The 24,122-nt window shown below is 62.4% G+C and carries 24 protein-coding genes; 8 read left to right on the top strand and 16 right to left on the bottom strand.

From position 1 onward, the window contains the following. The first annotated feature begins 70 nt into the window (after window positions 1-70). On the top strand, window positions 71-1,126 hold the full coding sequence (locus IVA95_RS17385) for a hypothetical protein (protein ID WP_247511569.1): 1,056 nt from the start codon (window positions 71-73) through the stop codon (window positions 1,124-1,126). A gap of 58 nt (window positions 1,127-1,184) precedes the next feature. Here the strand turns inward: IVA95_RS17385 and IVA95_RS17380 are convergent, their stop codons facing one another. Then, complete coding sequence (locus tag IVA95_RS17380; RefSeq protein ID WP_247511568.1) at window positions 1,185-1,784, bottom strand: TetR/AcrR family transcriptional regulator; 600 nt, start codon at window positions 1,782-1,784, stop codon at window positions 1,185-1,187. Between the two features lie 202 nt (window positions 1,785-1,986). Between IVA95_RS17380 and IVA95_RS17375 the strand changes: the two genes are divergently transcribed. Beyond that, complete coding sequence (locus IVA95_RS17375) at window positions 1,987-2,367, top strand: tautomerase family protein (RefSeq protein WP_247511567.1); 381 nt, start codon at window positions 1,987-1,989, stop codon at window positions 2,365-2,367. Window positions 2,368-2,451: 84 nt separating this feature from the next. Here the strand turns inward: IVA95_RS17375 and IVA95_RS17370 are convergent, their stop codons facing one another. The 7 genes from IVA95_RS17370 to lptF all read right to left on the bottom strand — a co-directional run bounded on the left by IVA95_RS17370 (window position 2,452) and on the right by lptF (window position 11,202). Further along, complete coding sequence (locus IVA95_RS17370; RefSeq protein WP_247511566.1) at window positions 2,452-3,510, bottom strand: alcohol dehydrogenase; 1,059 nt, start codon at window positions 3,508-3,510, stop codon at window positions 2,452-2,454. Between the two features lie 25 nt (window positions 3,511-3,535). Continuing rightward, entirely contained in the window at window positions 3,536-4,402 is an 867-nt protein-coding gene (gene rsmA, locus IVA95_RS17365; RefSeq protein ID WP_247511565.1) for a 16S rRNA (adenine(1518)-N(6)/adenine(1519)-N(6))-dimethyltransferase RsmA, read from the bottom strand. Next, entirely contained in the window at window positions 4,399-5,430 is a 1,032-nt protein-coding gene (gene pdxA, locus IVA95_RS17360; RefSeq protein ID WP_247511564.1) for a 4-hydroxythreonine-4-phosphate dehydrogenase PdxA, read from the bottom strand. Before pdxA ends, rsmA begins: the two co-directional genes overlap by 4 nt. Continuing rightward, the gene (locus IVA95_RS17355) at window positions 5,430-6,371 is read right to left on the bottom strand and encodes a SurA N-terminal domain-containing protein (RefSeq protein ID WP_247511563.1); all 942 of its coding nucleotides are present in this window, start codon (window positions 6,369-6,371) and stop codon (window positions 5,430-5,432) included. Before IVA95_RS17355 ends, pdxA begins: the two co-directional genes overlap by 1 nt. Window positions 6,372-6,443: 72 nt before the next feature. After that, window positions 6,444-8,840, bottom strand: coding sequence for an LPS-assembly protein LptD (locus IVA95_RS17350; protein WP_247511735.1), 2,397 nt, complete (start codon window positions 8,838-8,840; stop codon window positions 6,444-6,446). 98 nt (window positions 8,841-8,938) lie between these two features. Next, the gene (gene lptG / locus IVA95_RS17345; RefSeq protein WP_213250089.1) at window positions 8,939-10,036 is read right to left on the bottom strand and encodes an LPS export ABC transporter permease LptG; all 1,098 of its coding nucleotides are present in this window, start codon (window positions 10,034-10,036) and stop codon (window positions 8,939-8,941) included. Further along, entirely contained in the window at window positions 10,033-11,202 is a 1,170-nt protein-coding gene (lptF, locus tag IVA95_RS17340) for an LPS export ABC transporter permease LptF (RefSeq protein ID WP_247511562.1), read from the bottom strand. The genes lptG and lptF overlap by 4 nt, the downstream gene beginning before the upstream one ends. 348 nt (window positions 11,203-11,550) lie before the next feature. Between lptF and IVA95_RS17335 the strand changes: the two genes are divergently transcribed. From IVA95_RS17335 to IVA95_RS17325, 3 genes are all read left to right on the top strand, one after another. Further along, window positions 11,551-13,053 carry a leucyl aminopeptidase gene (locus IVA95_RS17335; protein ID WP_247511561.1) on the top strand — a complete coding sequence of 501 codons (1,503 nt, stop codon included), beginning with the start codon at window positions 11,551-11,553 and terminating at the stop codon, window positions 13,051-13,053. Window positions 13,054-13,067: 14 nt separating this feature from the next. After that, window positions 13,068-13,520 carry a DNA polymerase III subunit chi gene (locus IVA95_RS17330; RefSeq protein WP_247511560.1) on the top strand — a complete coding sequence of 151 codons (453 nt, stop codon included), beginning with the start codon at window positions 13,068-13,070 and terminating at the stop codon, window positions 13,518-13,520. Between the two features lie 157 nt (window positions 13,521-13,677). Further along, window positions 13,678-14,214 (top strand): hypothetical protein, encoded by a 537-nt coding sequence (locus IVA95_RS17325; protein ID WP_247511559.1) that lies wholly within the window; start codon window positions 13,678-13,680, stop codon window positions 14,212-14,214. 219 nt (window positions 14,215-14,433) lie between these two features. Here the strand turns inward: IVA95_RS17325 and IVA95_RS17320 are convergent, their stop codons facing one another. The 5 genes from IVA95_RS17320 to IVA95_RS17300 form a co-directional block, all read right to left on the bottom strand. Then, on the bottom strand, window positions 14,434-14,940 hold the full coding sequence (locus IVA95_RS17320) for an SCO family protein (RefSeq protein ID WP_346658022.1): 507 nt from the start codon (window positions 14,938-14,940) through the stop codon (window positions 14,434-14,436). A gap of 119 nt (window positions 14,941-15,059) precedes the next feature. Beyond that, window positions 15,060-16,181: an MBL fold metallo-hydrolase gene (locus IVA95_RS17315; RefSeq protein ID WP_247511733.1), complete on the bottom strand. Its 1,122-nt coding sequence runs from the start codon at window positions 16,179-16,181 to the stop codon at window positions 15,060-15,062. A 203-nt stretch (window positions 16,182-16,384) separates the two neighbouring features. Next, window positions 16,385-18,247, bottom strand: a complete 1,863-nt coding sequence (locus IVA95_RS17310) for an ABC-F family ATP-binding cassette domain-containing protein (protein WP_247511558.1) — start codon at window positions 18,245-18,247, stop codon at window positions 16,385-16,387. Between the two features lie 69 nt (window positions 18,248-18,316). After that, the gene (locus IVA95_RS17305; protein WP_247511557.1) at window positions 18,317-18,490 is read right to left on the bottom strand and encodes a hypothetical protein; all 174 of its coding nucleotides are present in this window, start codon (window positions 18,488-18,490) and stop codon (window positions 18,317-18,319) included. Window positions 18,491-18,690: 200 nt separating this feature from the next. Next, entirely contained in the window at window positions 18,691-18,960 is a 270-nt protein-coding gene (locus tag IVA95_RS17300) for a sulfur globule protein precursor (protein ID WP_213247734.1), read from the bottom strand. Window positions 18,961-19,285: 325 nt separating this feature from the next. Here IVA95_RS17300 and ndk point away from each other — a divergent pair, with 325 nt between their 5' ends. Next, a complete protein-coding gene (gene ndk, locus IVA95_RS17295; protein WP_225669291.1) occupies window positions 19,286-19,708 on the top strand; it encodes a nucleoside-diphosphate kinase in 423 nt (140 codons plus the stop codon). An 83-nt stretch (window positions 19,709-19,791) separates the two neighbouring features. Here the strand turns inward: ndk and IVA95_RS17290 are convergent, their stop codons facing one another. Both IVA95_RS17290 and ligD read right to left on the bottom strand, forming a co-directional pair. Further along, on the bottom strand, window positions 19,792-19,959 hold the full coding sequence (locus IVA95_RS17290) for a hypothetical protein (RefSeq protein ID WP_247511556.1): 168 nt from the start codon (window positions 19,957-19,959) through the stop codon (window positions 19,792-19,794). Beyond that, window positions 19,959-20,879 carry a non-homologous end-joining DNA ligase gene (gene ligD, locus IVA95_RS17285; protein WP_247511555.1) on the bottom strand — a complete coding sequence of 307 codons (921 nt, stop codon included), beginning with the start codon at window positions 20,877-20,879 and terminating at the stop codon, window positions 19,959-19,961. The genes IVA95_RS17290 and ligD overlap by 1 nt, the downstream gene beginning before the upstream one ends. A gap of 801 nt (window positions 20,880-21,680) precedes the next feature. On the opposite strand from ligD, the gene IVA95_RS17280 reads away from it, so the two are divergent. Beyond that, window positions 21,681-21,920, top strand: a complete 240-nt coding sequence (locus tag IVA95_RS17280) for a hypothetical protein (RefSeq protein WP_247511554.1) — start codon at window positions 21,681-21,683, stop codon at window positions 21,918-21,920. Between the two features lie 129 nt (window positions 21,921-22,049). Here the strand turns inward: IVA95_RS17280 and IVA95_RS17275 are convergent, their stop codons facing one another. Then, window positions 22,050-22,322, bottom strand: coding sequence for a hypothetical protein (locus IVA95_RS17275; protein ID WP_213247808.1), 273 nt, complete (start codon window positions 22,320-22,322; stop codon window positions 22,050-22,052). A gap of 1,180 nt (window positions 22,323-23,502) precedes the next feature. Between IVA95_RS17275 and IVA95_RS17265 the strand changes: the two genes are divergently transcribed. Next, window positions 23,503-23,898, top strand: coding sequence for a response regulator (locus IVA95_RS17265; protein WP_247511552.1), 396 nt, complete (start codon window positions 23,503-23,505; stop codon window positions 23,896-23,898). Window positions 23,899-24,122: the final 224 nt, after the last annotated feature.

Genomic DNA, 24,122 nt, shown 5'->3' with positions numbered 1-24,122 from the left:
CTAATCAAGGGTGCGTTTTGCTGCCAGTGTCCGCGCAGCGCAAACCGCAATCGAGCAAAGGTCCAACGGCATGAAGACTGTTTTGCTGGCCGCCGCGATGGCTTGTGCAGGGCTGCTCCTCGGCATGACGTTTCACGCCACAGCAGGGCTTGCAGGTGACAGCGTCGTCGGGACCACGACGCTTGAACTGCAGCACGCAGCAGCCGGCCGCAAGGTCATTACCGAGCTTTGGTTCAAGGCCGCTCCCGACGCAACGATCGAATGGTTCTCCCCGCGCGTGCCGCTGCGTCCAATCCCCATCGCCCGCAAGGCGGAGCCACAGCCAACTCCAGAGAAGCGCCCGCTGATCGTGGTTTCGCACGGCAACTGGGGATCGCGATTCTCGCAGGGCTGGCTCGCGCTTGAACTGGTCAAGGCTGGCTACGTGGTCCTCTCCACCTCGCATCCGGGAACGGTCGGCGACGATCAGACCGTCGCAGGCCGCTACCGCCTGTGGGACCGCCCTCGCGATGTGTCATTTGCCCTGGACGAGGTCTTCAAGAGCCCAAAATGGGCCGCGCTTGTCGATGCTGACCGTATCGGCTTCGTGGGCCACTCGTTCGGCGGTTGGACGGGCGTCAGCCTGGCCGGTGGCAGGTATGACCCCGCTCAACAAAGAGCCTTCTGTCAGGCAGCCGAGGACAAGGACTTCTATTGCCAGGGCACGCTCAAGGACGACATCGCAGGGGTGCCGGCGCAGGACGCGGGACAATCGTTCAAGGACGCGCGGATCAAGGCCTTCTACATCATGGGCACGGGGCCGGGGCAGGGCTTCATGCCCGACTCGCTCTACTCGATCAGCGTGCCGTTTGTGGTCGATACGGCGCAATTCGACGAGATCCTGGACCCGGTGTCGAATTCCACCAATCTGGCCCGGCAGATTCCGGGCGCTCGGGAGGTGGTGCGCGCCGTCGGGCACTTCGCCTACGTGCCCGAGTGCCGCTCGTTCATAGGCCCGATACTCACGCGCCTGGCGGGTCTGCCGCTGTGCGATGACCCCAAAGGCGTGGATCGCAGGCTCGCGCACGATGCGGTGGCACGCGAAGTCGTTACGTTCTTTGATGGGACTTTGGCGCGAGCGCCTTGAGGCCAAGCGGATGCGTATCGAGTTGTAAGTCGTATGAAAGGATCAAGCCTGGATCTGCCTAGCGGCTCTCCCTGCCGAGCACGAGATCGACCGTGTGCTTGGCAATCTTCCGAAGCTGGGCTTCATCGCTGAAGGCACGCTCCAGCACGGCCAATCCGCGCGTCACGGTGACGATGTGTAATGCGGCGATCTCGGGGGCTCCGTTGAACTCGCCACGCTTGATGCCCTCGGACAAAGCTTCCTGAACGAGACCGCTGATGCGGCTCATCAGGTCCGCGAAGGCTTTCCGCGCGTTTTCATCGAGCCCTTCACCTTCGGCCGATCCCAGCTCCATCAGTCCTCGCGTGGTAGGGCATCCGCGGGGCGGCGAGCCGGAACAGAAGTTCTTGATAGTCATGTCGAAAAACGCCGTAAGGCGCGCTCGCAACGTGCCAGAGCTGAGCGCCTTTTGAAGAGTGCTTAGATATTCGCCCGCATAGCGCTCGTAGGCGCAGAGAAACAGCGCTTCCTTGTTGCCAAAGGCATTGTAGAGACTGCCGCGCTGGACGCCCGCGTCGCGCGCGATGTCCGAGAGCTGTGTTCCACGCACCCCTTTGCGCCAGAATTGATCGAACGCGATGCGCAAGACGTCGTCGTGGTTAAACTCTCGCGGCCTCAAAATATCTCTCCTGTACTCTGAGGGTTCGGATCCCTGCGCGACGCGGCCAAATAGTATTTGACATAGCGTCAAGAATCGCTTCTAAACATCATGTCAAAAACTAATCGGCGTAGATAGCGTAGTTCGTCAATGGCGTGAACCACCGGTGCGGGTCCGCCATGGCCCGCCTCCGTGTGTTACCGGCTTTCGAAAGGGATCCGCGATGCCGCTCGTTCACGTCTCACTGCGCACCGGAAAGCCGGAGGTCTACCGGCAGGCGATCTTCGACAGTCTTTACCGCGCAATGCGCGAAACGCTAGGCGTGCCCGAAGACGACCAGTTCATGACCATCAGCGAGCATGAAGCGGCGAACTTCCGCTACGGCGCGTCTTGTTTTGGAATCACCCGGAGCGACGATGTCGTGTTCATCCAGATCACCGTGTTCAACACCCGCACGCCGGAACAGAAGAAGGCGCTGTTCCAGCGGACCGCGGAGCTGCTCGGCGAAAGCCCCGGCATCCAGCCGGAGAACGTGTTCGTGAACGTTCTCGAGGCCGCGAAAGAGAATTGGTCCGTCGGCCACGGCCTCGCGCAATTCGCTTAAGGCATGTGCGTGAAGGTGCAACGTCCGGCGATGCGGGGCGCGTCACCGCAATTCAATCCATTGCAGTGACATGCGTGCACCGCCTCAGTTCTTCAGCACGATACGTCCCACGACCTTGCCGGAGCGCAGTTCGTCGATCCATTTCTGGACGTCGGCCATCGGTTCCTCTTTCATCGGCGTCGGCTTGATCTTGCCGGCGCGGGCGAGTGCCATCAATTCCTTGGCCTCGGCGAGGGTGCCGACCATGAAACCTTCGATGGTCATGCGCTTGTAGACCCATTGCACCATCGGCAGGCTGAAATTGCCGCCCATCAGGCCGGACACCACGATCTTGCCGCCGCGTGCGACCGTCGCAACGGCGAATGCCATCGATTTCTCGTTGCCCGCGAAATCAACGACGCCGTCGAAGCCGCCCTCGGTCTCCTTCAGAATGCGCCTGATGATTTCGGGCTCGACCGGGTCGTAGGCGACGGCGGCGCCGTTCTGCAGCGCGGTCTCGCGCGCGGCGGGACTGAGATCGGCGACCGTGATGTTCTGCTTGAACATCGCCTGCGCGAACGAAAGCCCCATCATGCCAACGCCGCCGAGCCCGATCAGCAAAAGGTTGCGCTGCCGCGGACGGTCGACCAGCCGCTTCAGCGCGCCATAGGCGGTGACGCCCGAGCACATCAGCGTTGCGGCCTGATTGACGGGCAGCGGATCGTAATCCAGCAGATATTTGGCGTCGGGCACCAGCACGTGAGTGGCGAAGCCGCCATCGATCGAGACGCCGAGGAAGCGCTGCTTGACGCAGAGGTTTTCATCGCCATTGGCACAGTCGCGGCACTGGCCGCAGCCGATCCAGGGGAATACCGCCTGCTTCTTTCCGATCAGCTCTTTCGAGACATCGGGACCGACTTCATCGACGACGCCCGCGATCTCGTGCCCGAGCGTGAACGGCAGCGTCATGCCGCGCGTGGTGTCGAGCCGCTTGCCGCCGCCGAGATCGGCATAGCCGTCCTGGATGTGCAGGTCGGAATGGCAGAGCCCACAACGTTCGATCCGGACGAGGACTTCGCTGCCTTTCGGCTTCGGCGTGTCGACGATGGTTTCGCACAAGGGGGCATCGAACTTGACCAGCGACTGGCGACGCATCAGCGCCATGGCATCATCTCCTCGAGCGGTTTCTTCACGGCGTTTGAGTTTTTATGCTTCGTATATCGGTCAATTCGCGAGCCATGGCAACAAAGCCCGAAATCGGAATGGTTTCGGCGCGCCTGGTCGCGTCGATATGTGCGGCCTCGGCCAGGCGGGCCGGATCGACCGAGAGCGATTTCAGGCTCTGCCGGAGCATTTTCCGGCGCTGGCCGAAGGCCGCGGCCGCCACCTGCTCGAGGGCCCGGCGGTCACACGGCTCGGGTGTCTCGCGCGGCACCAGCCGCACCACCGAGGAGGTGACTTTTGGCTGCGGCACAAACGCGGCGGGGGAGATGTCGAACAGGATCTTGGTTTCAGTGCGCCAGTTGGCGAGCACCGCGAGCCGGCCGTAGGCCTCGTCGTTCTCTGTTGCGACGATCCGCTCGGCGACTTCGCGCTGAAACATCAGCACCATCATGTCATACCAGGGCGGCCATGGCTCGATCGAGAGCCAGTCCACCAGAAGCGCGGTCGCGATATTGTAGGGCAGGTTGGCGACGATTTTTGCCCGCTCGCCGCCGAGCATCGGGCGGGGATCGAAGCGTTGCGCGTCGGCATGCACGATGTCCAGCCGGCCGGGATAGCGCTTGGCGATGTAATCGAGCGGGGCCAGCGCGCGCTCGTCGCGCTCGACCGCGATGACGCGTTTGGCGCCGAGCGCCAGCAGCGCGCGCGTCAGCCCGCCGGGGCCGGGGCCGACCTCGATGATGGTGGCGCCTTCGAGCGGGCCGGCGGCGCGCGCGATCCGCGCGGTGAGGTTGAGGTCGAGCAGAAAATTCTGGCCGAGCGATTTGCGGGCCGACAGGGAATGTTCGCGGATGACCTCGCGCAGCGGCGGCAGATCGTCGATCGCGCTCATGCCGGTTTGGTCGTCGCCATGCGCGCGGCGAGCCGCAGCGCCGCGGCGAGACTCGACGGGTTGGCCTTGCCGGTGCCGGCAATGTCGAAGGCGGTGCCGTGGTCCGGCGACGTCCGGATGAACGGCAATCCCAGCGTGACGTTGACGGCGTCGTCGAATGCAATCGTCTTGATCGGGATCAGTGCCTGGTCGTGATACATGCAGATCGCGCAGTCATAGGTCTTGCGCGCCGCGGCGTGGAACATGGTGTCCGCGGGCAGCGGACCTCTGGCGTCGATGCCTTCTGCGCGCAGCGCTTCGACGGCGGGTGCTACGATATCGATATCTTCGCTGCCGAGCGAGCCGTCTTCGCCGGCATGCGGGTTGAGGCCCGATATTGCAAGGCGCGGCTGGGCAAGGCCGAAGTGGGCCTTCAGATCCGCAACCGCAATCCGGACCGTCGTGACGATCAGCTCGGCCGACAGCCGGGCCAGCGCCTCGCGCAACGAAAGATGGATGGTCACGGGAACGACCGCGAGCGCCGGCGACCACAGCATCATCACCGGCTGCGGCACGGGGCCGCCATCGGCGGCGAGCTCGGCGAGAAACTCGGTGTGGCCGGGATGGCGGAATCCGGCGCGGTAGAGCACACCCTTGGCGATCGGGTTGGTGACGACGGCGCCGGCGCGTCCGGTCCTGACATGGTCGACCGCATGGCGAATGGAGGCAAGCGCCGCGGTCGCGCTGGTCTGATCGGGCTGCCCGGGGCGCGCGGTCGCGATTTCGCCGGTCGCGACCACTGGCAGGGCTCTCGCAAATGCCGCGCTCGCTTCCTCGGGCACGGCGTCGGCGAGATCGACCGACAATCCCAGGATTTTCGCCCGCTCGGCGAAGAATGCGCGGTCGCCGAGCAGATAGAACGGCGGGAGGTCCAGCTCACCGCGCCGCCGCCACGCTTCAAGGGCGATGTCGGGACCGATGCCCGCAGGCTCGCCGGATGTCAGCGCGAGCGCCTTGGCTGGAGCCTCCGGCTTCGGATCCTCGGCCATCAACGATATTCGATCATCGCGGCTTTGCGGATGTCGGCCAGGTAAGCCTTCGACTTTGCCTCGTATTTCTGCGTGTACATCTTTTCCCGGATTTCTCGCTTCTTCGGCGTGTCGATCTTGGTCGGCTTGCGTTCGCACAATGCCACCATCTCGACGCCCTGTTTGGTGATTTCGGGCGGGGTCAAGCGACCGACCGGCGTCTTGTCCAGGAGTTCGCGAAGCGGGCCGGGAATGTCGGCCGAAGTCTTGGTGACGATGCCGCGGATCGCGGCATTCTGCATCGACTTGAAGTAAGAGTTGGCCTGCTCGCAGCTCTGGACGCGCTCGCGCAAGGACTCCGCCTCCTTGCGCCGCAAGTCGATCGCGCCTTGCGCCGAGCCGCGCGGCACGATCAGCACGATCGGCTGCAGCCTGTATTCGAACGCGTCCGTCTGGGCAGGTTCGCCGGCTTGCTGGGCGGCGTCGGCAACGTCTTTCTCGCCGACCTGGAGGCTCTCCTTGAAACGGCCGCGCACCAGGCTGCCCCAGACCATCTCGGCCTTGAGGCGGGCCTTCAGCGTTTCCGGCCGGACACCGGCGCTCTCCAGGGATTTGGTGAGCTGCTCGGGCGACAGCCGCATCCGCTGGCTCATGCCCGCATAGGCCTGATCGATATCGCTCGCCGTAGGGTCGACGCCGAACCGCTTGGCTTCCTTGACCTTCACCTTTTCGTCGATCAGTTCCTCGATCACCTCCTGCCGCGGCATCTGCTTCCGCGTGGTCAGGAAGTTGAGCTTGGTGCGCTGCTCGATATCGAGACTGGTGATGGGCTCGCCGTTCACCATCACCACCACGGACTGCGCTTGCAGCGGTGAAGCGCCGCCGGCCAGCACGGCAAGCGCGACGGCACCGCCAGCGATCAGAGACCAAAATCGGCGAGGAAGGAGCTTAATGGTCGTCATGGTCATGTCAGTCGTATCAACCAATTCGTACCGCGCGGCGCTGGGTACTCTCCGGCAAGATCGGGCCTCACGCTACTGAATGCCGCTGCTGCCCGAGGACGAGGACGTATTCGCAATAGTCCGCAGGCCGATCTGCACCATGAAAGCGTGATTGAGCACCGGCGGCGTCGTCCCGGCGGAGTAGGTATAGGACGTGACGTAGTTGGCGGCCAGCACGAAGCAATCGTCCACATAGCCGGCGCCGATGATGTACTGATTCAGCTTGTTGGCTTCAAGATCCCAGCGCGCGGCTCCCGAAACGACCCAGTTCGACGCCACCTTGAGGGATGCGCTGCCGAGCAGGCCTTCGCGCCGGGTCAGGTACCCGAGTTCCGGCTGGGCGGCATAGTTGCCGTACATCATGCTGACCGACCAGCGGTCGAACGAGGCGCGTCCTTCGGCTTCGAAACGATTGACGTTCATCGTCGCTTCATCCATGCGCGAGCGCACACTGAACGTATAGGTCCGGTTCGGCGAATAGTTGACGCGGGCGACGTAGTCGGAGCGGGTGTTCTGCAGGCCGGAATTCAGCGCCGTGTTGGTGGCGTCCGCCACGGCGAACGAGTTCAGGCCGAACAACTGGTAGGATTGGCCGAACAGCACATTGACGCTGCCGCCGCGATCGAACTGCGTGGTCGCCTGCACGCCGACATTGGCGCGGCCGCCGCCCTCGACGCGGTCGTAGCCGGAGAACTTGTCGATCGCGAACAGGTTGCTGGCGTCGAACACCATGCTCTGCGCGTCTTCGTTCGGCAGCCGGCCGGCGAAGGTCTCGTTCGGGCGAGCGATGATCTGCGCGATCGGCTCGATCGTGGTGGTGCCCCAAGGCTGAACGTTGATGAAGGGGTAGCGATATTCGAGGCCGACCGTCGGCATCAGGCGGACCGCCTGCGTGTCGCCCACGGGGAGGAAATTCGAAACGCCGGGCTGGTTCGAGATCGAGGCGTCGATGGCGTCGGCGCGCATGATCGCAAACGGCGTCCAGATCTGACCGATCGGATCGGTGTACGAGCGCCGCCACTGCGCTTCGGCCGTCAGCCGCGTGTAGGTGCCGGGCATGCCGCGCAGCAGGCACTGCGAGGGAATCCGGGCCAGCGGATCGGCCGATGCGGTGAGGCACAAGCCGTTGGTGTTGGCCAGCGTCGTGATCGGGTCGAAGGCCGCGGTCGTGCGCGAGAGACTGGTGAAGTTCGTCTTGTAGCTGACCTCACCGCCGAGGATCGGGTGGTTGATCACGTTGGAATAGTCGACGACCGGATGGATCACCGGCACCTTGTCTTGGTTCCCGGAGAAGGAGAGGTAATGGATCGTGCGCGCATCGAAGAAGCTGCGATTGCCAACACCGGTCAGATAGAGCTGTGAAATCGCTTCCGTCGGCAGGCTCAGGAACGAGCCCAGCGGATCCCTGTATTGGGCCAGCCGGTAGTCCGAGAAGAAATAATAGTCCGACAGCAGGACACCGTCCCAGCCCCAGACCCATTTGTCGTTGATGGCGAACTGGCCCTTGGTGTCGATGCCGCCGCGGAAGTCACGGTCGCCGGGCTGACCGGCGAACGCGCCGGGATCGAGCTGATTAATGCCGTAGCCGCGGATCTGGTACGAGCCGTTGATCAGCCGCTGACGGAACTCGCCCTGGAACAGCACGCCTTGCCGCGTCGTGAAGCGTGGATTGAACGTTGCGTCATAGTCCGGCGCGATCGCCCAGTAGAACGGGGTTTCGACGGCATAGCCATAGGTCGAGTTGGAGCTGTAGGCGGGCATCAGGAAGCCCGTCTTGCGCTTGACGGTCGGATCGGGCGTCGAAAAATACGGCAGATACGCCATTGGCACGCCGAAGAATTCGAGCTGCGCGTTCTCGAAGTACAGCATCTTGTCGGTCTGGTCATGGATGATGCGCGCACCCTTGACTTGCCACAGCGGGGGCTTCTTCGGATTGTCCTTGCACGGCGCGCAGGCGGTATAGACGCCGTTTTCGAACACGGTGTAATTGCCGGCGGAACGGTCGGCGCGCGTCGCCGCCATGCGCGTTTCGTCAGCCGTATCGACGCGCAGCGAGTCGACGAAACCGTCACGGTAGTCGTCGCTCAGATCCATGATGTTGGCGTAGGTGACTTTGCCTTCCGCATCCGTCAGGCGGATGTTGCCTTCCGCATGCAGCCGCTTCGTCTTCTGGTCGTAAATGACCTTGTCGGCCTCCACGCTGGTGCCGTTATAGAACATCTGCACGTTGCCGACTGCCGACACGCGCTGGTTGTTATAGTCGTAGTCGACCTCGACGGCTTGCACGAGCATTTTGCCGTCGTTGTTGACAGGGCGCGGCGGCGGCTTGGGCGGGCGCGGATTGTAGGTGAAGCTTTGCGCCGCGGCGGGAGCCGTCAGGGCAAGCTCGATCGTGCCGCCGAAAACCAGCCCGGCGAGCAGGGCAATCATGGGGGCGCCAACGGCGGCCAAGCGGGCTCGATAGCGGCGCACGGTGGTGCGCCGCCTGAACGCAGGCGACCTCAACTGGCGGGCGGCGACAACGGCCACTACCCGTCCTCCTGGTACAACAAGGCCAAAAAGCCGGTGAGGCCACCCACACAGACGGGCAACCACGCCGCAGCGATGGGATGCATCAACTCAGCCTTGCTCAAATCCTCAGTAACTTTCGATAGAACGTAGAGCAGAAAGCCCGCGCCCACGCCACTCAAAACCATCTTTTGCACGCCGCCCATCCGGAAGAAACGAAGGCTGACGGAAGCCGCCAACATCACCATTGCAGCCAGCAAAAACGGCTGTGCGATGAGCTTATGGTACTGCAGACGGTAGCCCGCGGTCGCGAAGCCGGAGCTTTCGGACGAGCGGATATAGCCGGGCAGTTGCCAAAAAGACACGGTTTCGGGGGTGGAGAAACTGTTGCGAACCTGGGCTGGGGTCAGGGTGGTTGAGAGGTAATAGTTCTCCTGGTCAACCGGAGGTTTATCCAGGGAGTATCTTCGTACCGATTTGAAGGCCCAGCGGCCCTCTTCGAGGGAGGCTTCGCGCGCCTCGATTCGCTCCTTGAACTGGAGATCGGTATCGAACCGGAACACGGTCAGCCCCGTCAGCCGGACACCCTGCTGCTCGCTGCGGGCTGCATTAATGATCGACTGGCCGTCGCTGTTGATCTGGTTGAGCCAGAAGCCGGATGCATCCTGAATGCCGCCGCCGGGCGCCGAGCCGAACAGTTCGGCCTCCATCCGCTTGGACAATTCGCGCAGGTTGGCCGACATCGGGTTGTAGGCAACAGTCGCCAGGGTGCCGAGGATGATCGAGCTTGCCAGCGCCGGCGAAATGAACTGCCAGGCGGATACGCCGGCCGCACGCGCCACCACCAGCTCCAGCCGCCGCGATAGCGCGAGGTAGCAGGTCATCGCGCCGATCAGTACACAGAACGGCATCAGCTTTTCGAGCAATTGCGGCACCCGGTAAAGCGACGTCTGCGCCACCGTAATCGCCGATGCCGACACCAGCCCGGATGTCTTGCGGACCATTTCGATGTAATCGACCAGCACGAGCAGCACGAAAATGCTCGCAAACACGCCCACCGCCGAGACCAGGAAGCGGCCGGCGAAGTAGCGCCCGAGCGTGTTGGTTACCATGCTCATGCGGTGGCGGGCCGTCCAAAGAGCCGAGCGAGGCGTGCGTTCGACCTGTTGATGGCCTCCATCAGCGCGGCCGGCGGCTCCACCACGATGCCGCCGATGATCATCCACAGGCCGACACCGATCGCGCCGAACAGCATCGAATACTGCACGAGAGCCATGCTCGGCGTCTTCACCGTCATCACCGAGCAGGCGAATCCCGCCATGCGCAGGCCGAACACCGCCAGGATGGAGCCGCCGATCGAAAAATTGCGGCTCTGGCGCGTGGTGCGAGGCGTGCCGAGGAAAGCAAACGTCAGCACGGCGAAGGCGAAGGGATAGACCGGCGCCAAAAAGCGGTCATGCAGTTCGGCGTGAACCTGTCCGGACAATTGCTTGAAAACCGGATCATCCTCCGGGGGCGAGATCAGCTCCCAGAGATAGCGTTCGCGAATCCCCAGTGCGACGTCGCGGCCGCGATTGGAGAATTTCGACATGTCGAACGCGTAACGAACGAACGCCACAAAGGCCGGATCGCGCTTTCCGGTCTCGAAACGTTCGAGATTGCCGTCTTCGAGCACCAGATAGGAGCCGCTCTCGTTCTTCAGCACCGTGCCGTGGTCGGCAATGATGGTGACGCGCTCCTTGGGATCGCGGCGGTCGTCGACGAAAATGCCGGCGAGCACGCCGCCCGGCTGGCGCTCGCGGATCCGAATCGTCAGGTTCTGGTCGAGCTGTGCGAAGCGGCCGGGCTGCAGGATATTCGTCAGCACGTCGGCCGTGATTTCGGCATCCCATTGCTTGATCCGGCGCATGCCGTCGGGCGCGAGATAAGATCCGATGAAGGCAACCATCAGCGCCACCACGCAGGTGGCATAGAAAAATGGGCGGAACAGCCGGAAAGGCGAGAAGCCGGCGGCGTTCATCACGATGATTTCAGAATCGGTAGCGAGCTTGTTCAGCGTATGGGAGATCGCGATCATCAACGCGATCGGGGCGATGATCAAAACCAGCGCCGGGATCACCAGGCTGGTGATGCCGAGAAAGGTGATGATGGTCTGGCCTTGGCTGGTCATCAGGTCGATGCCGCGCAATGCCTGCGTAATCCAGATCACGCCGGTGAGGCTGACCAGAACCAGCGCAAACGACGCGAGCGTCGTGCGGAAAATGTACCTGTCGATCGACCCCATCGTTACCGCACAATCCCACCCTAGCACGCCCAAAGGGCAGCTTCCGACCAATCCCTCTTTGAGGGTCCCCATTGGTCGGGCCGCCAATCGTCAGCCGTCTACATTCTCACTACCATCCCTTTGATCCGTCAACAAAATGGCCGGGCCGTGGCGTGCCCTCGATACGGTTAATAATTCGCCTCATGTGGCGTTGCGGCCACTGCAACGCTTGGCAGTGGCGCGGCAGACAGGCCATAGTGTCGAAAACATCAGGTCCCGAGCGATTTGGGCCGTTACCGAAGAGAACATTCCATAATGCGGGCCGATTCCGGCCCCGCAAGACAGCCCTGAATTCTGGAGGATTTACCCATGACCGACGCCGTCAAGGTCGGCTTTGTCGCTTTTTCCGCTCCGCCCCGCGGCGTTCTCGTGGTGTTTTGCGATGAGGCATTGAAGTTCGGCGAGGTGACGCGGAAGGCGCTCGGGAAGGCGGCCGATACGGTCAAGCGGGCGGCGGCTGCCAACCAGTTCAAGGGCAAGAGTGGATCGACGCTCGACATCCCGGCGCCGGATGGAATCAAGGCAGAGCGCCTGATCATCGTCGGCGTCGGCAAGGCGGCCGATATCAAGGAGAAGGATTTTCTCAAGTTCGGTGGGGTGACGGCGGGCAAACTCAACACCGCCAGCACAGCGGTCACTGTGATCGCCGAACTGCCTGAGGGGGCGATGCAGCCCGATTCGGCCGCCGCGATCGCGTCGGGCATCCGGCTGCGCGCGTATAAGTTCGACCGTTACAAGACGAAGAAGAAGGACGGCGAGAACGGCGCGATTCGCGCCGACGTTTCGATTGCCGTCGAGGATGTCGCCGCCGCGCGAAAGGCGCTTGCGCCCGCGTCCCATGTCGTTGACGGCGTGATCATTGCGCGCGAACTCGTCAATGAACCGCCGAACGTCTTGTACCCAATAGAATTCGCGCGCCGCGCGAGCCAGCTCAAGAAGCTCGGTGTCGATGTCGAGGTGCTCGATGTCAAGGCGATGAAGAAGCTCGGCATGGGCGCCTTGCTCGGCGTCGCGCAGGGCTCGACCCAGCCCGGCCGCACCGTGATCATGCGGTGGAACGGCGGCAAGAAGGGCGATCAACCCGTTGCTTTCGTCGGCAAGGGCGTCTGCTTCGATACCGGCGGGATCTCCATCAAGGGTGCCGCCAGCATGGAGGACATGAAGGGCGACATGGGAGGCGCGGCCTGCGTGGTCGGGCTGATGCATGCGCTCGCGGCGCGAAAGGCGAAGGTCAACGCGGTCGGCGCCATCGGCCTGGTCGAGAACATGCCCGACGGCAACGCCCAGCGTCCCGGCGATATCGTCACCTCGATGTCGGGCCAGACCATCGAAATCATCAACACTGATGCCGAAGGCCGGCTCGTGCTGGCCGACGTGCTCTGGTACGTGGCGAAGAAATTCAAACCGAAATTCATGGTCGATCTCGCAACGCTCACCGGCGCGATCATGGTCGCGCTGGGTACCGAATATTCAGGCATGTTCTCCAACAATGACGAACTGGCTGATAGGCTGAGCAAGATCGGAAATGAAACCGGCGAGCGCGTCTGGCGCATGCCGCTCGGTCCCGAATACGACAAGCTGATCGATTCGCAGTTTGCCGACGTGAAGAATACCGGCGGGCGCCACGGCGGCTCGATCACGGCCGCACAGTTCCTGCAGCGATTCGTCGACAACACGCCGTGGGCGCATCTCGACATCGCTGGAACCGCGATGGGCGCGCCGAAAAGCGACATCAACCACAGTTGGGGATCCGGCTACGGCGTTCGTCTGCTGGACCGGCTGGTCGCAGAATATTACGAAGCCACGAAATAACTCGGTTGCAGGCGATGACGGAAGTCCTGTTCTACCATTTGCAGGCCATGTCGCTTGAAAGCGTATTGCCGCCGCTGTTGGAAAAATCGCTCGAGCGCGGCTGGCGCGTGGTGGTGCAATCGACTTCGCCGGAGCGCACCGAGGCGCTCGATGCGCATTTGTGGACCTACAGCGACGATTCGTTCCTGCCGCACGCCACATGGCGCGCCGGCGATGCCCAGGACCAACCCATCATTCTCTCGATCGAGGAGAGCAATCCGAACGGGGCCAACGTCAGGTTCCTGATTGACAACGCGCCGTTGCCGGCCGACTGCGACAGCTACGAACGGGTAGTGTTGGTCTTCAACGGTGACGATGCCGATGCGCTGACGGCTGCGCGCGGGGCCTGGGCCGGTTGCAAGGCGCGGGGATTCGAGGTGACCTACTGGCAGACCGACGAGCGGGGCCGGTGGCAGCGGCGGCAATAGAGATGCTTGGAAAACTACCGATCCTTGGAAATTAGCGATCTCTGGGAATTAATGATAATCTGTGGTTTCGGCGCCGGACCTTGCGAGCAGCCATGGTCGTGCCGCAAAGTGATGGTCGGACAAGTGGTTACAGTAAGGGTGGGGGCCTGGGTTTAGCGTGCGACGCGGAACAATCAATCGAAAGCCACTGCTGACATTGTTGCTGCTCGGACCTGCGCTTGCGGGCTGCTCGGGTGCAGACCTGCTGTCGAAGGATGCGGACTGGTTTTCGCGCTCCGGACGCGTGTTCATCCGCAACGTCTCGATCGAAACGCCGCCGCTCACTCCGACCAAACCGGTCACGCCGGATGAACTCGTCAGTGCCGAGGGCGCTTGTCCCGGCATGGCAGCGCCGGGCACCGACGCCACCGCGCTGGCGAATGGCGCTGCGGGCAACCCGCCTCCATCGACGACGGGAACGGTGGCGCTCGGCCATACCGAATGCGACGTCGTGCGCGGCATCGGTGCGCCCGACAATGTCAGCCTTTCCAACAACCCGCGCGGCGACCGCGTGGCAGTCGTCAGCTATTCGCGCGGCCAGCGGGCCGGCATCTACACCTTCACCGCCGGACGCCTGACGTCGATTGAGCGTGCACCGGAGCCGGCGGCGCCGGCAAAAGGCGCAAAGCCGAAGAAGAAGCCGGCTGCGACGTAAGCTCTGCGCGCTTGCGCGCCTCGCGTTGGCTATAGCGTTTTCGAGCGAGGTAGATGCCGGTTAGCGTTAAGAAAACGCGTCAAAGCCCGCTACACTGATGTCCGAATTTACTTTCGCTTTCGGCGGCATAGCGGACATGGCCGGACTTGCCACTGGCTCGCCTCGATCGCGAATGGACCCGGAGCGGACGCGCGATTGCAAAGGACTTGGCCATAGACGTTATCTCTTTGTCCTATCGGAAAGATGCAGAGTGATCATTTCTATTATGCGATCGGCCGCGGTGCCTGACGGAAAGAAGCCGATATATTTCCCGCCTTTGTCGACCAAGCACACGAACGAAGAATGGTCGATGACGTAATTCGGGCCATCAGGCGGATGTTTGGCGTAGTAGACCTTGTAAGCGAGCGCCACGCGCCGAATCTGCTCCGCGTCGCCGGTTAGGCCGATTAGCCGCGGGTGGAACAGCGGCACGTACTCGGCGAGGTGCGCAGCGGTGTCGCGTTCGGGATCAAGGGTGATGAAGATCGGCTGGACCGCGTCCGCTCCGGCGCCTAATCCATCGACCGCCAGACCGATCTGCTGCAGATCGGTCGGGCACACGTCCGGGCAATAGCTGTAACCGAAGTAGATCAGCAGAAGTTTGCCGCGAAAATCCTCGTCCGTGCGCGGTTTGCCGGTGTGGTCGATCAAAGCGAACGGTCCGCCGATCGGGCCGCGGTTCCACATCAGGTCGTCCATCAGCCGCGCGGCCGAAGTCGCCTCGGACGACTGCACTCGCGACGACCGTCCTGGGCCGGCCAGCAGGAGACCGGCCGCGAGGCCGAGAAGGCGCCGCCGGGTCGCAATCACGCGACGCCGAAATTGAGCCGCGCCGCCGCCGAGGCCAGCAGCAGCTTGTCCGGCATGATCTTGCGCACGGAATCGACGAAGGTCAGGCCGCTACAGTGCATCGGCACTACCACGTCCGGCTCGAACGTCTTGAGTTCGCTGACGACCTGATCCGCATAGTCCGGCGTTGCGGGCCCTAGATGGAAGCCGCCGATCAGGGCGTGCAGCTTCTTGATGCCGGATACCTCCTGCGCCTGCCGGATGGTGTTGAGAATGCCGACGTGGCCGCACGAGGTGATGACGACGAGGCCGCGGTCCTTCACGTTGAAGCAGGTCGCGTGCTCGTGGGTATGCTCGTCCGGGACGATCTTGCCCTGCAGCTCCGCCGCGGTGAAATGGATGTACTGGGTGGCATCGCAGCCGAGCCCGTCCTTGATCCCGTACTCCACCATGGTGTTGGGCAAGACCTTCTCGATGCCGGAACGCCTGATCTGCCCGGTGGTGAAGGCGTGGCCGGCAATCACGGTCGGGTGCTCGCATAGAACAGTCGCAACCTTCTGAGCAGCTAGAGCGCGCCGGTCGAGCGTGCCGTAGTCGGTCAGTTGGCCCGGCGCCCCGGCCAGGCGATGGCAGAAATTGTCCTCTCCGCCGGCGTAGAGCTTCACGTCCGCCGGCAGTGCGCCACGGTACTTATCGAGGAATCCCATCAGGCCGCCGAAATGATCGAAATGGCCGTGGCTGAGGATCAAGGCGTCGACCTTCTTCACGTCGACGCCCATGATGCCCATGTTGGTGATAAGCACGTCCGGCGTGTAGCCGTAATCGAGCATCAGGGTGCGGAGCTCGTTGCCGCGCTGGGATTCGAGCCAGAGCGACAGGCCCCATTGGGTGTGAATCACATTCGGAAACCCCGTCTGGAGGGGAGTCGGCTGCACGCTCACGCCGTTGACCGTGCGGGGGCGCAGGAAAAGATCGTGGGTGGAGTCGACGAGCACCCTGATTGACAGCTTATCGACCATCGGCACCTCGATCGGTGCCGCCGAAGCGAATTCGACGCACATGAAGCCGCTACCCACCGCCGCCCCAGCGAGCGCCGCAGAGCCTGCGAGGAAGTCACGCCGTCCCAATATACGGGTCATGTCGGCCTCCATACTGTGCTTTGAGGCCCCCCCGACTGGCGCGCAGCATAACAAACTTCGCGACTGCCCGGAAGTCAGGCCCCACGCTGGGGCGGCCAAACGCTAACTTCCGGTTTTGGCACACCGCGTAACTTCGCTGCGCCGTGGAATTTGGTCGCTATCGGGTCAAGCAAGCCGTCCACGGCGATTTACGGGTTCATGGCCTAGCCCGCCGCTTCATCGTATTGTGAACTAGCTTCCAGCCAATCTTCCTCGGCGCGCCGCAGCGCGCTTTCGGCGCCGGCGCGCGCCTTGCTTAATTGGGCGGCCTGCTTGGGATCGCGGGTGAACAGATCCGGCAACGCGAGGGCAGTGTCGATCTTGGCGATGATGCCGCTGATCCGCTCGATTTCGGCCTCGGCTTCGGCGATCCGCTGCTTCAGCGGTGATCGCCTTTCGTTCCTGGCGCGCTCGGGCTTCACGCTTTCCTTGACACGCTCGCTGCCGCGCTCGCGCTTATCCCCGATCGACAATACCATTCGCCTGTAGTCATCGAGGTCGCCGTCATAGGTTGTCACCGTCTGATTGGCGACGACCCACAATTGATCGGCGCAGGATTCGATCAAATAGCGGTCGTGCGAGACCATGATGACGGCGCCGGGAAAATCGTTGATCGCTTCAGCCAGCGCCGCGCGGCTATCGATGTCGAGATGGTTGGTCGGCTCGTCGAGGATGATCATGTTCGGGCCGAAGAATGTGGCGAGCCCGAGCAACAGCCGCGCCTTCTCGCCGCCCGAAAGGCTCTTGACCAGCGTATCGCCGGCCTTTCCGGAAAATCCGATCGCGCCGGTGCGCCCGCGCACCTTGGTTTCCGGCGCATCGGGCATTAGCCTGCGAACGTGGTCGTAGGGCGAGGCATCGAGGTTGAGTTCGTCGACCTGGTGCTGCGCGAAATAGCCGACCGAGAGCTTTTCCGCCCGTGTGATCCGGCCCGAGAAGGGTTGCAGCTTGCCCGCCAACAGCTTGACCAGCGTCGACTTGCCGTTGCCGTTGGAGCCGAGCAGGGCGATGCGGTCGTCGGTGTCGATGCGCAGCGTGACGCGGCTGAGCACCGGCTTTTTCGGGTCGTAGCCGACCGAGACGTCGTCGACGGCGATGATCGGCGGCGATAGCATTTTCTCCGGCATCGGGAACGTGATTTCACGCACGTCCTGGGTCACCAGCGCGGTAACCGGCTTCATCCGCTCCAGCATCTTGACGCGGGATTGCGCCTGTCGGGCTTTCGAGGCTTTCGCCTTGAAGCGATCGACGAAGGCCTGCAGCCGCTTGCGCTCGTCGGCCTGGCGCTTGGCATGCTTGGCATCGAGCATCTCGCGCATCGCGCGCTGTTCCTCGAACGAGGAGTAGGTTCCCTTGTAAAGGGTCAGCTTGCCGCGATCGAGGTGCAGGATCTGGTCGACCGAGGTGTCGAGCAGGTCGCGGTCGTGGCTGATGACGATGACGGTGCGTGGATAGTTCGCAAGATGGTCTTCCAGCCACAGCGTGCCTTCGAGGTCGAGATAGTTGGTCGGTTCGTCCAGCAGCAACAAATCCGGCGCCGAGAACAGCGTCGCCGCCAACGCCACGCGCATGCGCCAGCCGCCGGAGAATTCCGAGCACGGCCGTGCCTGGTCCGCGGCGGAAAATCCGAGGCCGCTCAGGATTGCCGCGGCGCGCGCCGGCGCGGAGTGCGCGTCGATGTCGACCAGCCGGGTCTGGATGTCGGCGATGCGGTGCGGATCGGTGGCGGTTTCGGCTTCACGGAGCAGCGCGTCGCGCTCCAGATCGGCCTTCAGCACGACATTGATGAGACTCTCCGGGCCGTCCGGTGCCTCTTGCGCCAGGCTGCCGACGCGCCAGCGCGGCGGTAGCGTAATGCTGCCGGACTCGACCGGCAGGTCGCCCCGGATCGCGTGAAATAGCGTCGATTTGCCGACGCCGTTGCGCCCGACGAAGCCGACGCGAGCGCCCGGCACGATCTGCACTGTGCTGTTGTCGATCAGGAGCCGCCCGGCAATCCGGATCGAAATATCTGTGATGGAAAGCATGCGGGGTTGTCACCGGAGCCGGTGCCAAACGCAACTCATTTATCGGTCAAATCAGCTACCCAGCGGCCCTCAATGCAGCTCGTTGTCGCGGCGGCGCAGCTCTTCGACGAGGTCTCGTAGCCGCGGTGGCAGTTCAGTTTCGGGGCGCAAATTTTGCTGAAGCCGTTCGCCGATGGCGTCGCAGATCGATACGCATGTCTTGTGATCGATTAGTTCGAAGTCTCTGATGATTCGGCCATCCATCGGCGGTCTCTTGCCGAGTTCCACCTCGCGTCCTCGCGAGGCTGAATGATGATGGATCAAGTCACAGTCGCGAAATTGGTTTCCGTGCAGAGCCATGCATTCGCGTGCAAGTGGTCGAATCACGGCTGGCTGTTCGCTTCCGCGCAAAAAAGCCCCGGCGCGGCGGCCGGGGCGTCATTCAGGAGGAAGCTCAAACCAGCTCAGTAGCAGCGGTTCACCAGCCGCCAGCGCGGGCCCCAGGGGGTCGGAACCAGCCGCCGCACGTAACAGCCACCATAGCCACCGAAATAGGCAGGGCCGCCGATGATGACGCGCGGGCGCCAGCCGTGATGGTGATGATGCCAGCCGTGATGGTGATGATGATGGTGCCAGCCGTGACGCCAGCCGCCGGCCGAGGCCGATGTCGGCGCCAGCGCAGCCGCGCCCAGCGAAGCCGCGGCCACTGCAACGAGCGAGAGTTTGCGTAACATGATCGTCTCCTCAAGGTTTAGGCGCGGGGTGCGCGCCATCGGTGAGATCGCCTCCCGTAACGCGCCGGACCTCGCGGATGCGGGCCCGGTGTCCGATCGTCGGAAAGTCTACGGGCGCTGAGCTGAATGGCGGCGTGACGCAGGTTACAGAGTGGGTTCACCTTCCTGAAATTGCCGCAATCTTCGCCCCCACGGGGTGATGTGCCGCACGAAAGGGCGCCCAAAAGGGGTGGCAGACGCGTTACCGGGTGGCTTGCCGTCGCGAGGTGGCGCCGATATAAGCCCCGCAACTCTCCAACCGGCGTGTTTTGCAAGGACGTAAACAATGGCGATTGAACGCACTTTCTCGATCATCAAGCCGGACGCGACCGCGCGCAATCTGACCGGCGCCGTCAACGCGTTGATCGAGAAGGCCGGCTTGCGGATCGTCGCCCAGAAGCGCATTCGCATGACCCGCGAACAGGCGGAAACCTTCTATGCCGTTCACAAGGCGCGTCCGTTCTTCGGCGAACTGGTCGACTTCATGACCTCGGGCCCGGTCGTGGTGCAGGTGCTGGAAGGTGAGGGCGCTATCGCCAAATACCGCGACGTCATGGGCGCCACCGATCCGTCGAAGGCGGCGGAGGGCACGATCCGAAAGCTCCATGCTAAGTCGATCGGCGAGAACTCGGTGCACGGTTCGGACGCGCCGGAGACCGCTGCGATCGAAATCGCGCAGTTCTTTTCCGGTAACGAAATCGTCGGCTAATCGATCTCGCGGCGCACGTTGCGCCGCAGCGGCTTCTCGTCCGATAGGTCATTTTCAGTCGTGTCGGGTATGGCTTGGGGATTTCATTTTCCCCGCCATTGCCATACCGCCTCGTTGACCTTGTCACGATCGCGCCGCTGGTCCGGCGTCAGCCGCATGATGGGCTCGTGGATCGCAGCCGGGATTGTGAGTTTGCTGTCAGGCGGCTTCTCGGACCACTCCCACCATTGATCGAAGGCGTCCTTGGGCATCACAGGTCCTCGCGCAGGCCCTTGAAGAACGGATGCCGGACTTTGCCCTCGGCCGATTTGGCCCGGTATTCGACCTCCACCAGCAGCTCTGGCTCAACCCAGATGCCCTTGTGCGCGATCCTCTTGGTGTAAGGCTGGCTCTTGCGGATCAGCGGCGTGAGACGCTTGCGCAATTCGCCGGCCGAGGTCCTATCGAACCCGTGGTCGCACTTGCCGGCATAGACCAGGTCGTTGCCGCTGCGGCGGCCGAGATAGATGCCGTCCCAGTCATTGCCGTCGAGTGCAAAGCCCGCGATGGTCAGCGTCTCGCGTTGCGCGCAGGTCTTCTTGACCCAATCGTTGACGCGGCCGGAGATATAGCGGCTGTCGCGCACCTTGGAGACGACGCCTTCGAGCCCGACCTTGCAGGCGTGCGCGTACATCTCGCTGCCGTCGATCTCAAAACTTTCGCTGAACTGGACGTCGGTGCCGGCGATGGTTTTTCTCAGAAGCGCCTTGCGCTTCTGCAGCGGCAGCATCCGCAGGTCGTGGCCGTTCAGATAAAGCAGGTCGAAGGCAACCAGCACAATCCGTTTGGATTTTCCCTTCAGTTCGTTCTGCAGCACGGAGAAATCGGTGGTGCCGTCCTTGGAGGGTACGACGACCTCGCCGTCGAGGATCGCGCTGCCGGCAGCGACATGCCAGGCGTCGTCGGCGATCTTGCGCAATCGCCTGGTCCAGTCGTTGCCGCGGCGGGTGAAAACTTTGATGGCGCCGTTGGCGAGATGGACCTGTACCCGGTAACCGTCGAACTTGATCTCGTGAATCCAGCGATCGCCGCCCGGCACTCTCTCGGTCGAAGCGGCTAGCGCGGGCTCGATGAAGCCCGGATAGGGCGCCTTGGTCCCGATCGCCGCCGGCTTCTTGCGCTGAAACGCCACAATAAAAACTCCACGCCACAACGCGGATTCAAAGCGATTTAAAACCGTTGGTTCATTTCGATTGCCATTTTTTCCTGGCCGATCAGGGCCGGAACTCAGCAGTGCCAACCGGAATGGATCGCGGAAGGAAAAGGAAGCGGGAATGTAACGGCAACGGCCATCGGAGACCATCGCGGCCCGCGGCTAGTTGTGGTACGGGGCGTCAGTTAAATCGCGACCTTTATGCCTATCTATTGGCTGGACTGATATTCGACTGGAGTACCGTCGAGATGTCCGCTCACGACAATTCCGGCCATAGACGTGACTGCGAAGGTTGCGATCGCCAGAAGTAAGCCGATCCTTTTCAAAGCATGTGCATCCGCCATCGTACGTTCTCCTCCCTTAGGCAACGCGGTGGCCGCTGTCGGGTTGCCGCATTGCCGGTCTTTCCCGATTCATCGATAGAAAGATCGACGCGTCACAAAACGCATTGCCGAGTGGACACTGGACGAAGTCACGCGCGGATTGGCCGCCGCCGCAATTCGGAAACTTGAGCAGCAAAAGAACGCAGTTCACCCGGAACGGCGGGACTAAAAGCGGCCGCCAGTGAACTCAGTTCCCGGAACACCGTCTTCTTTCGTCCGTTTTATACATGTTAGAAGGAGGAGGAGATCATGCCAGTGCTACTGCTCTGGGCCGTCCCGACCGTCATCGTAGTCGGTGGTCTCGGCTATTATTTTCTTCGTGTAGTCCAGTAGTGGATTGCGGCGGCCCGCGCCGGGAAACCGGCCGGGCCTTTTCGCTATGTCGGAGGCGTTTCTAATGAAATGCGCTATCGCGGGAATGGCTGTACTCGCCACGTTGGTCGGGCCGGCTCTAGCAGATCCATGGAAAGACGAAAGCGGCAATGGCCGGTGGAGGCACGATCGTGGCGCTCACCGCGCCTACAATTACGACCGCGATTACAAGCAGGAGTTCTACCGAGGCCCCTGCAAGATCGAGCGCAAGTGGGAGCGCAACGGCGAATACAAAGAAGAAATGAAGTGCAAGGGCTACCGCTAGATTAGTTGAGCAGGCCCTTTAGGGTCGCTCTAATTTGCGCCCCGAAGTTGGGGCGGCTTCAGCCGTGCTGCGCCCCCTGCTCGTTGACCGCACTGCGAGAAATCTCACTCTACAATCAGGAGTAGTCAGTTAAGAGCCACGCTTCTCCCGCGCGTAAAGGTCTTTCGTAGCCTGTTCGGTGATCTGCTTTTCAGCGCGCGTCCTGCGTCTGTTGCGCATGATGCCGTAAGCCAGCACCAGACCGAGCACACCCGCGCCGATGAACCACAGTGCCACTGGAAGATGGGAGGCAGTTTCGACGGGCTGTCCTTGCGCCGCAAGCTCGCCCGGGAACAGGGTGAGGGCGGCCAGCATGGCTGCGAGTTTAGCAGTCGTTCGTTCGCCAGATGAAATCGAAAACATCTCATGATCCTCCGCGTGGAGAAGGATCAATTTCGGCCATCAGCCCAATGTTCCTGAAAGGCCCGGATTCGATCTCGGAACACGGACCCAATCACCTTGACACAGATGATTTATCACCCTGCCGTTCTTTTCCAAGGCGTTCTTCCGGCTCAGGTTGGCGCTTGCAGTCCTGGCGATGTAAGCCACTCTTGAATGTGTACGGCTGTCTCAGCCTGCCTGGCTTTCCGGATTAGCCGCTCCCGCGCGAGCCCCGGTGGGGTGCCTCGCGCTTCCTTTCGAAGACGTTTCGCCTCTTCGGTCAATCGCTCGACCAGTGATGTTGTTTGTTTGAATCGGCGGCGTCGTTGCATTCGCTGTTCCTTTCCTTGCAGGGAAGGCGGGAGCGCAACTGGCGTTCTCGTCATCGATAACTGCCGGATACCTTGCGGTGATGTGCAACAGCTTACGTTCTCTTACCGCCGCTGTCGGTGCAGTAGTGCACACTTCCCCCGGCTGGGGCCATCCTCATGCTGCGACATCTTCCGCGCTGTCGCCGCGCAACAGTTTCTCACCCATCACCTGCTAACAGTCGGTGCAAGACCCATCCATGGTGGTGCATCAGACATCGCCCTCTATGCCCGTTGGACTGCCTAACCTGCGGCGGCCATTTTCCGATTGCGAACGAGCAGCGCAGGAACGAAGTTCATCCTCCCGGTTTGAGTCGGCGCTGGCTGAGGCGCGTAACATGAACACCCCGGATGAAGACGTCGTACTGAGGGCCATTGAAGATGCCCGGCGCATCCTTGGGGAATACATCGCGCCGGAGCCGCCCGGGGACGTAACGCGGACGATAGAGCGGCTGTTAGCCGTTCTCGATCGAGAGGAGGTTGTGCATGCTCTCGATCGTATGACAAGGCGCCGAACGCATCGGCTCGTGGAACGAAACGGCCCCAGCGCCCAGCGGAAGAGCGTCGAGGCCGCGTTCCATGCTTCAGATGACCGGGGATGAAACCGGAAGCCTCAAATCTGACGCATGGGGGGACCGATGGTTCCAGTGGGACGGTGCCGCGCCCTCACTGCTTGCATTCGCCGTGGCTGATCAGACTTAAGTTCGGTTCTGAGCTCTTGTAGGAACAGAAACAGATCGCGCGTTCTTAGTCCTGCTCAGCGCCCCAAGGCGTGTGGCGCGCGGGAGACGGGCGTGCGGAACGAACCGATCGTGATCCTGGTCGTCGAGGATGATCAGTCGATCCAAAGTGTGATCGAAGAGGCTCTTTCGGACGGCGGTTTTGAAGTAGCGATTGCAGCCACCGGCGAGGAGGCGGTCACGCTTTTGCAAAATCGACAAGACGAGTACCGCGCCCTGGTGACAGATATCAATCTCACAGGCCGGTTCAACGGCTGGGAGGTGGCCAAGCGCGCCAGAGAGATGCATCCGCAGATGCCTATTATCTACATCACCGGCGCGGCCGCCGATCAGTGGGCATCAAACGGGGTGCCTGACAGCATCCTTTTGAACAAGCCCTTTGCTCCCGCGCAGATCGCGACAGCCGTCGCTCAGCTTTTGAATCAAGCCCCTCCTGCTGCGCAGCAATAAATCGATCACCTCATGACTTTTGTTATGGCGACTTGGCTACATCAGCCGCACGCTTTGAGCGTCACCGTCAGATCCCCCGGCAGTTGTCGGTGATGAGAACGCCAGTTGCGCTCCTGTCAATCCTCGAAGGAGAGCGTCTGGTGCGAAAAGTCCGTCAAATCGAAGCGGCGTCCCGTGTGATCGAATGGCTTTGGTCGCCGGTTGCGAGCGCCGTCAGCCCGCTT

This window comes from Bradyrhizobium sp. 157 (assembly GCF_023073815.1).
GTDB lineage: Bacteria > Pseudomonadota > Alphaproteobacteria > Rhizobiales > Xanthobacteraceae > Bradyrhizobium.
Note: the sequence above shows the minus strand (reverse complement) of the source record. Positions and strands in the feature narration are given on the sequence as shown.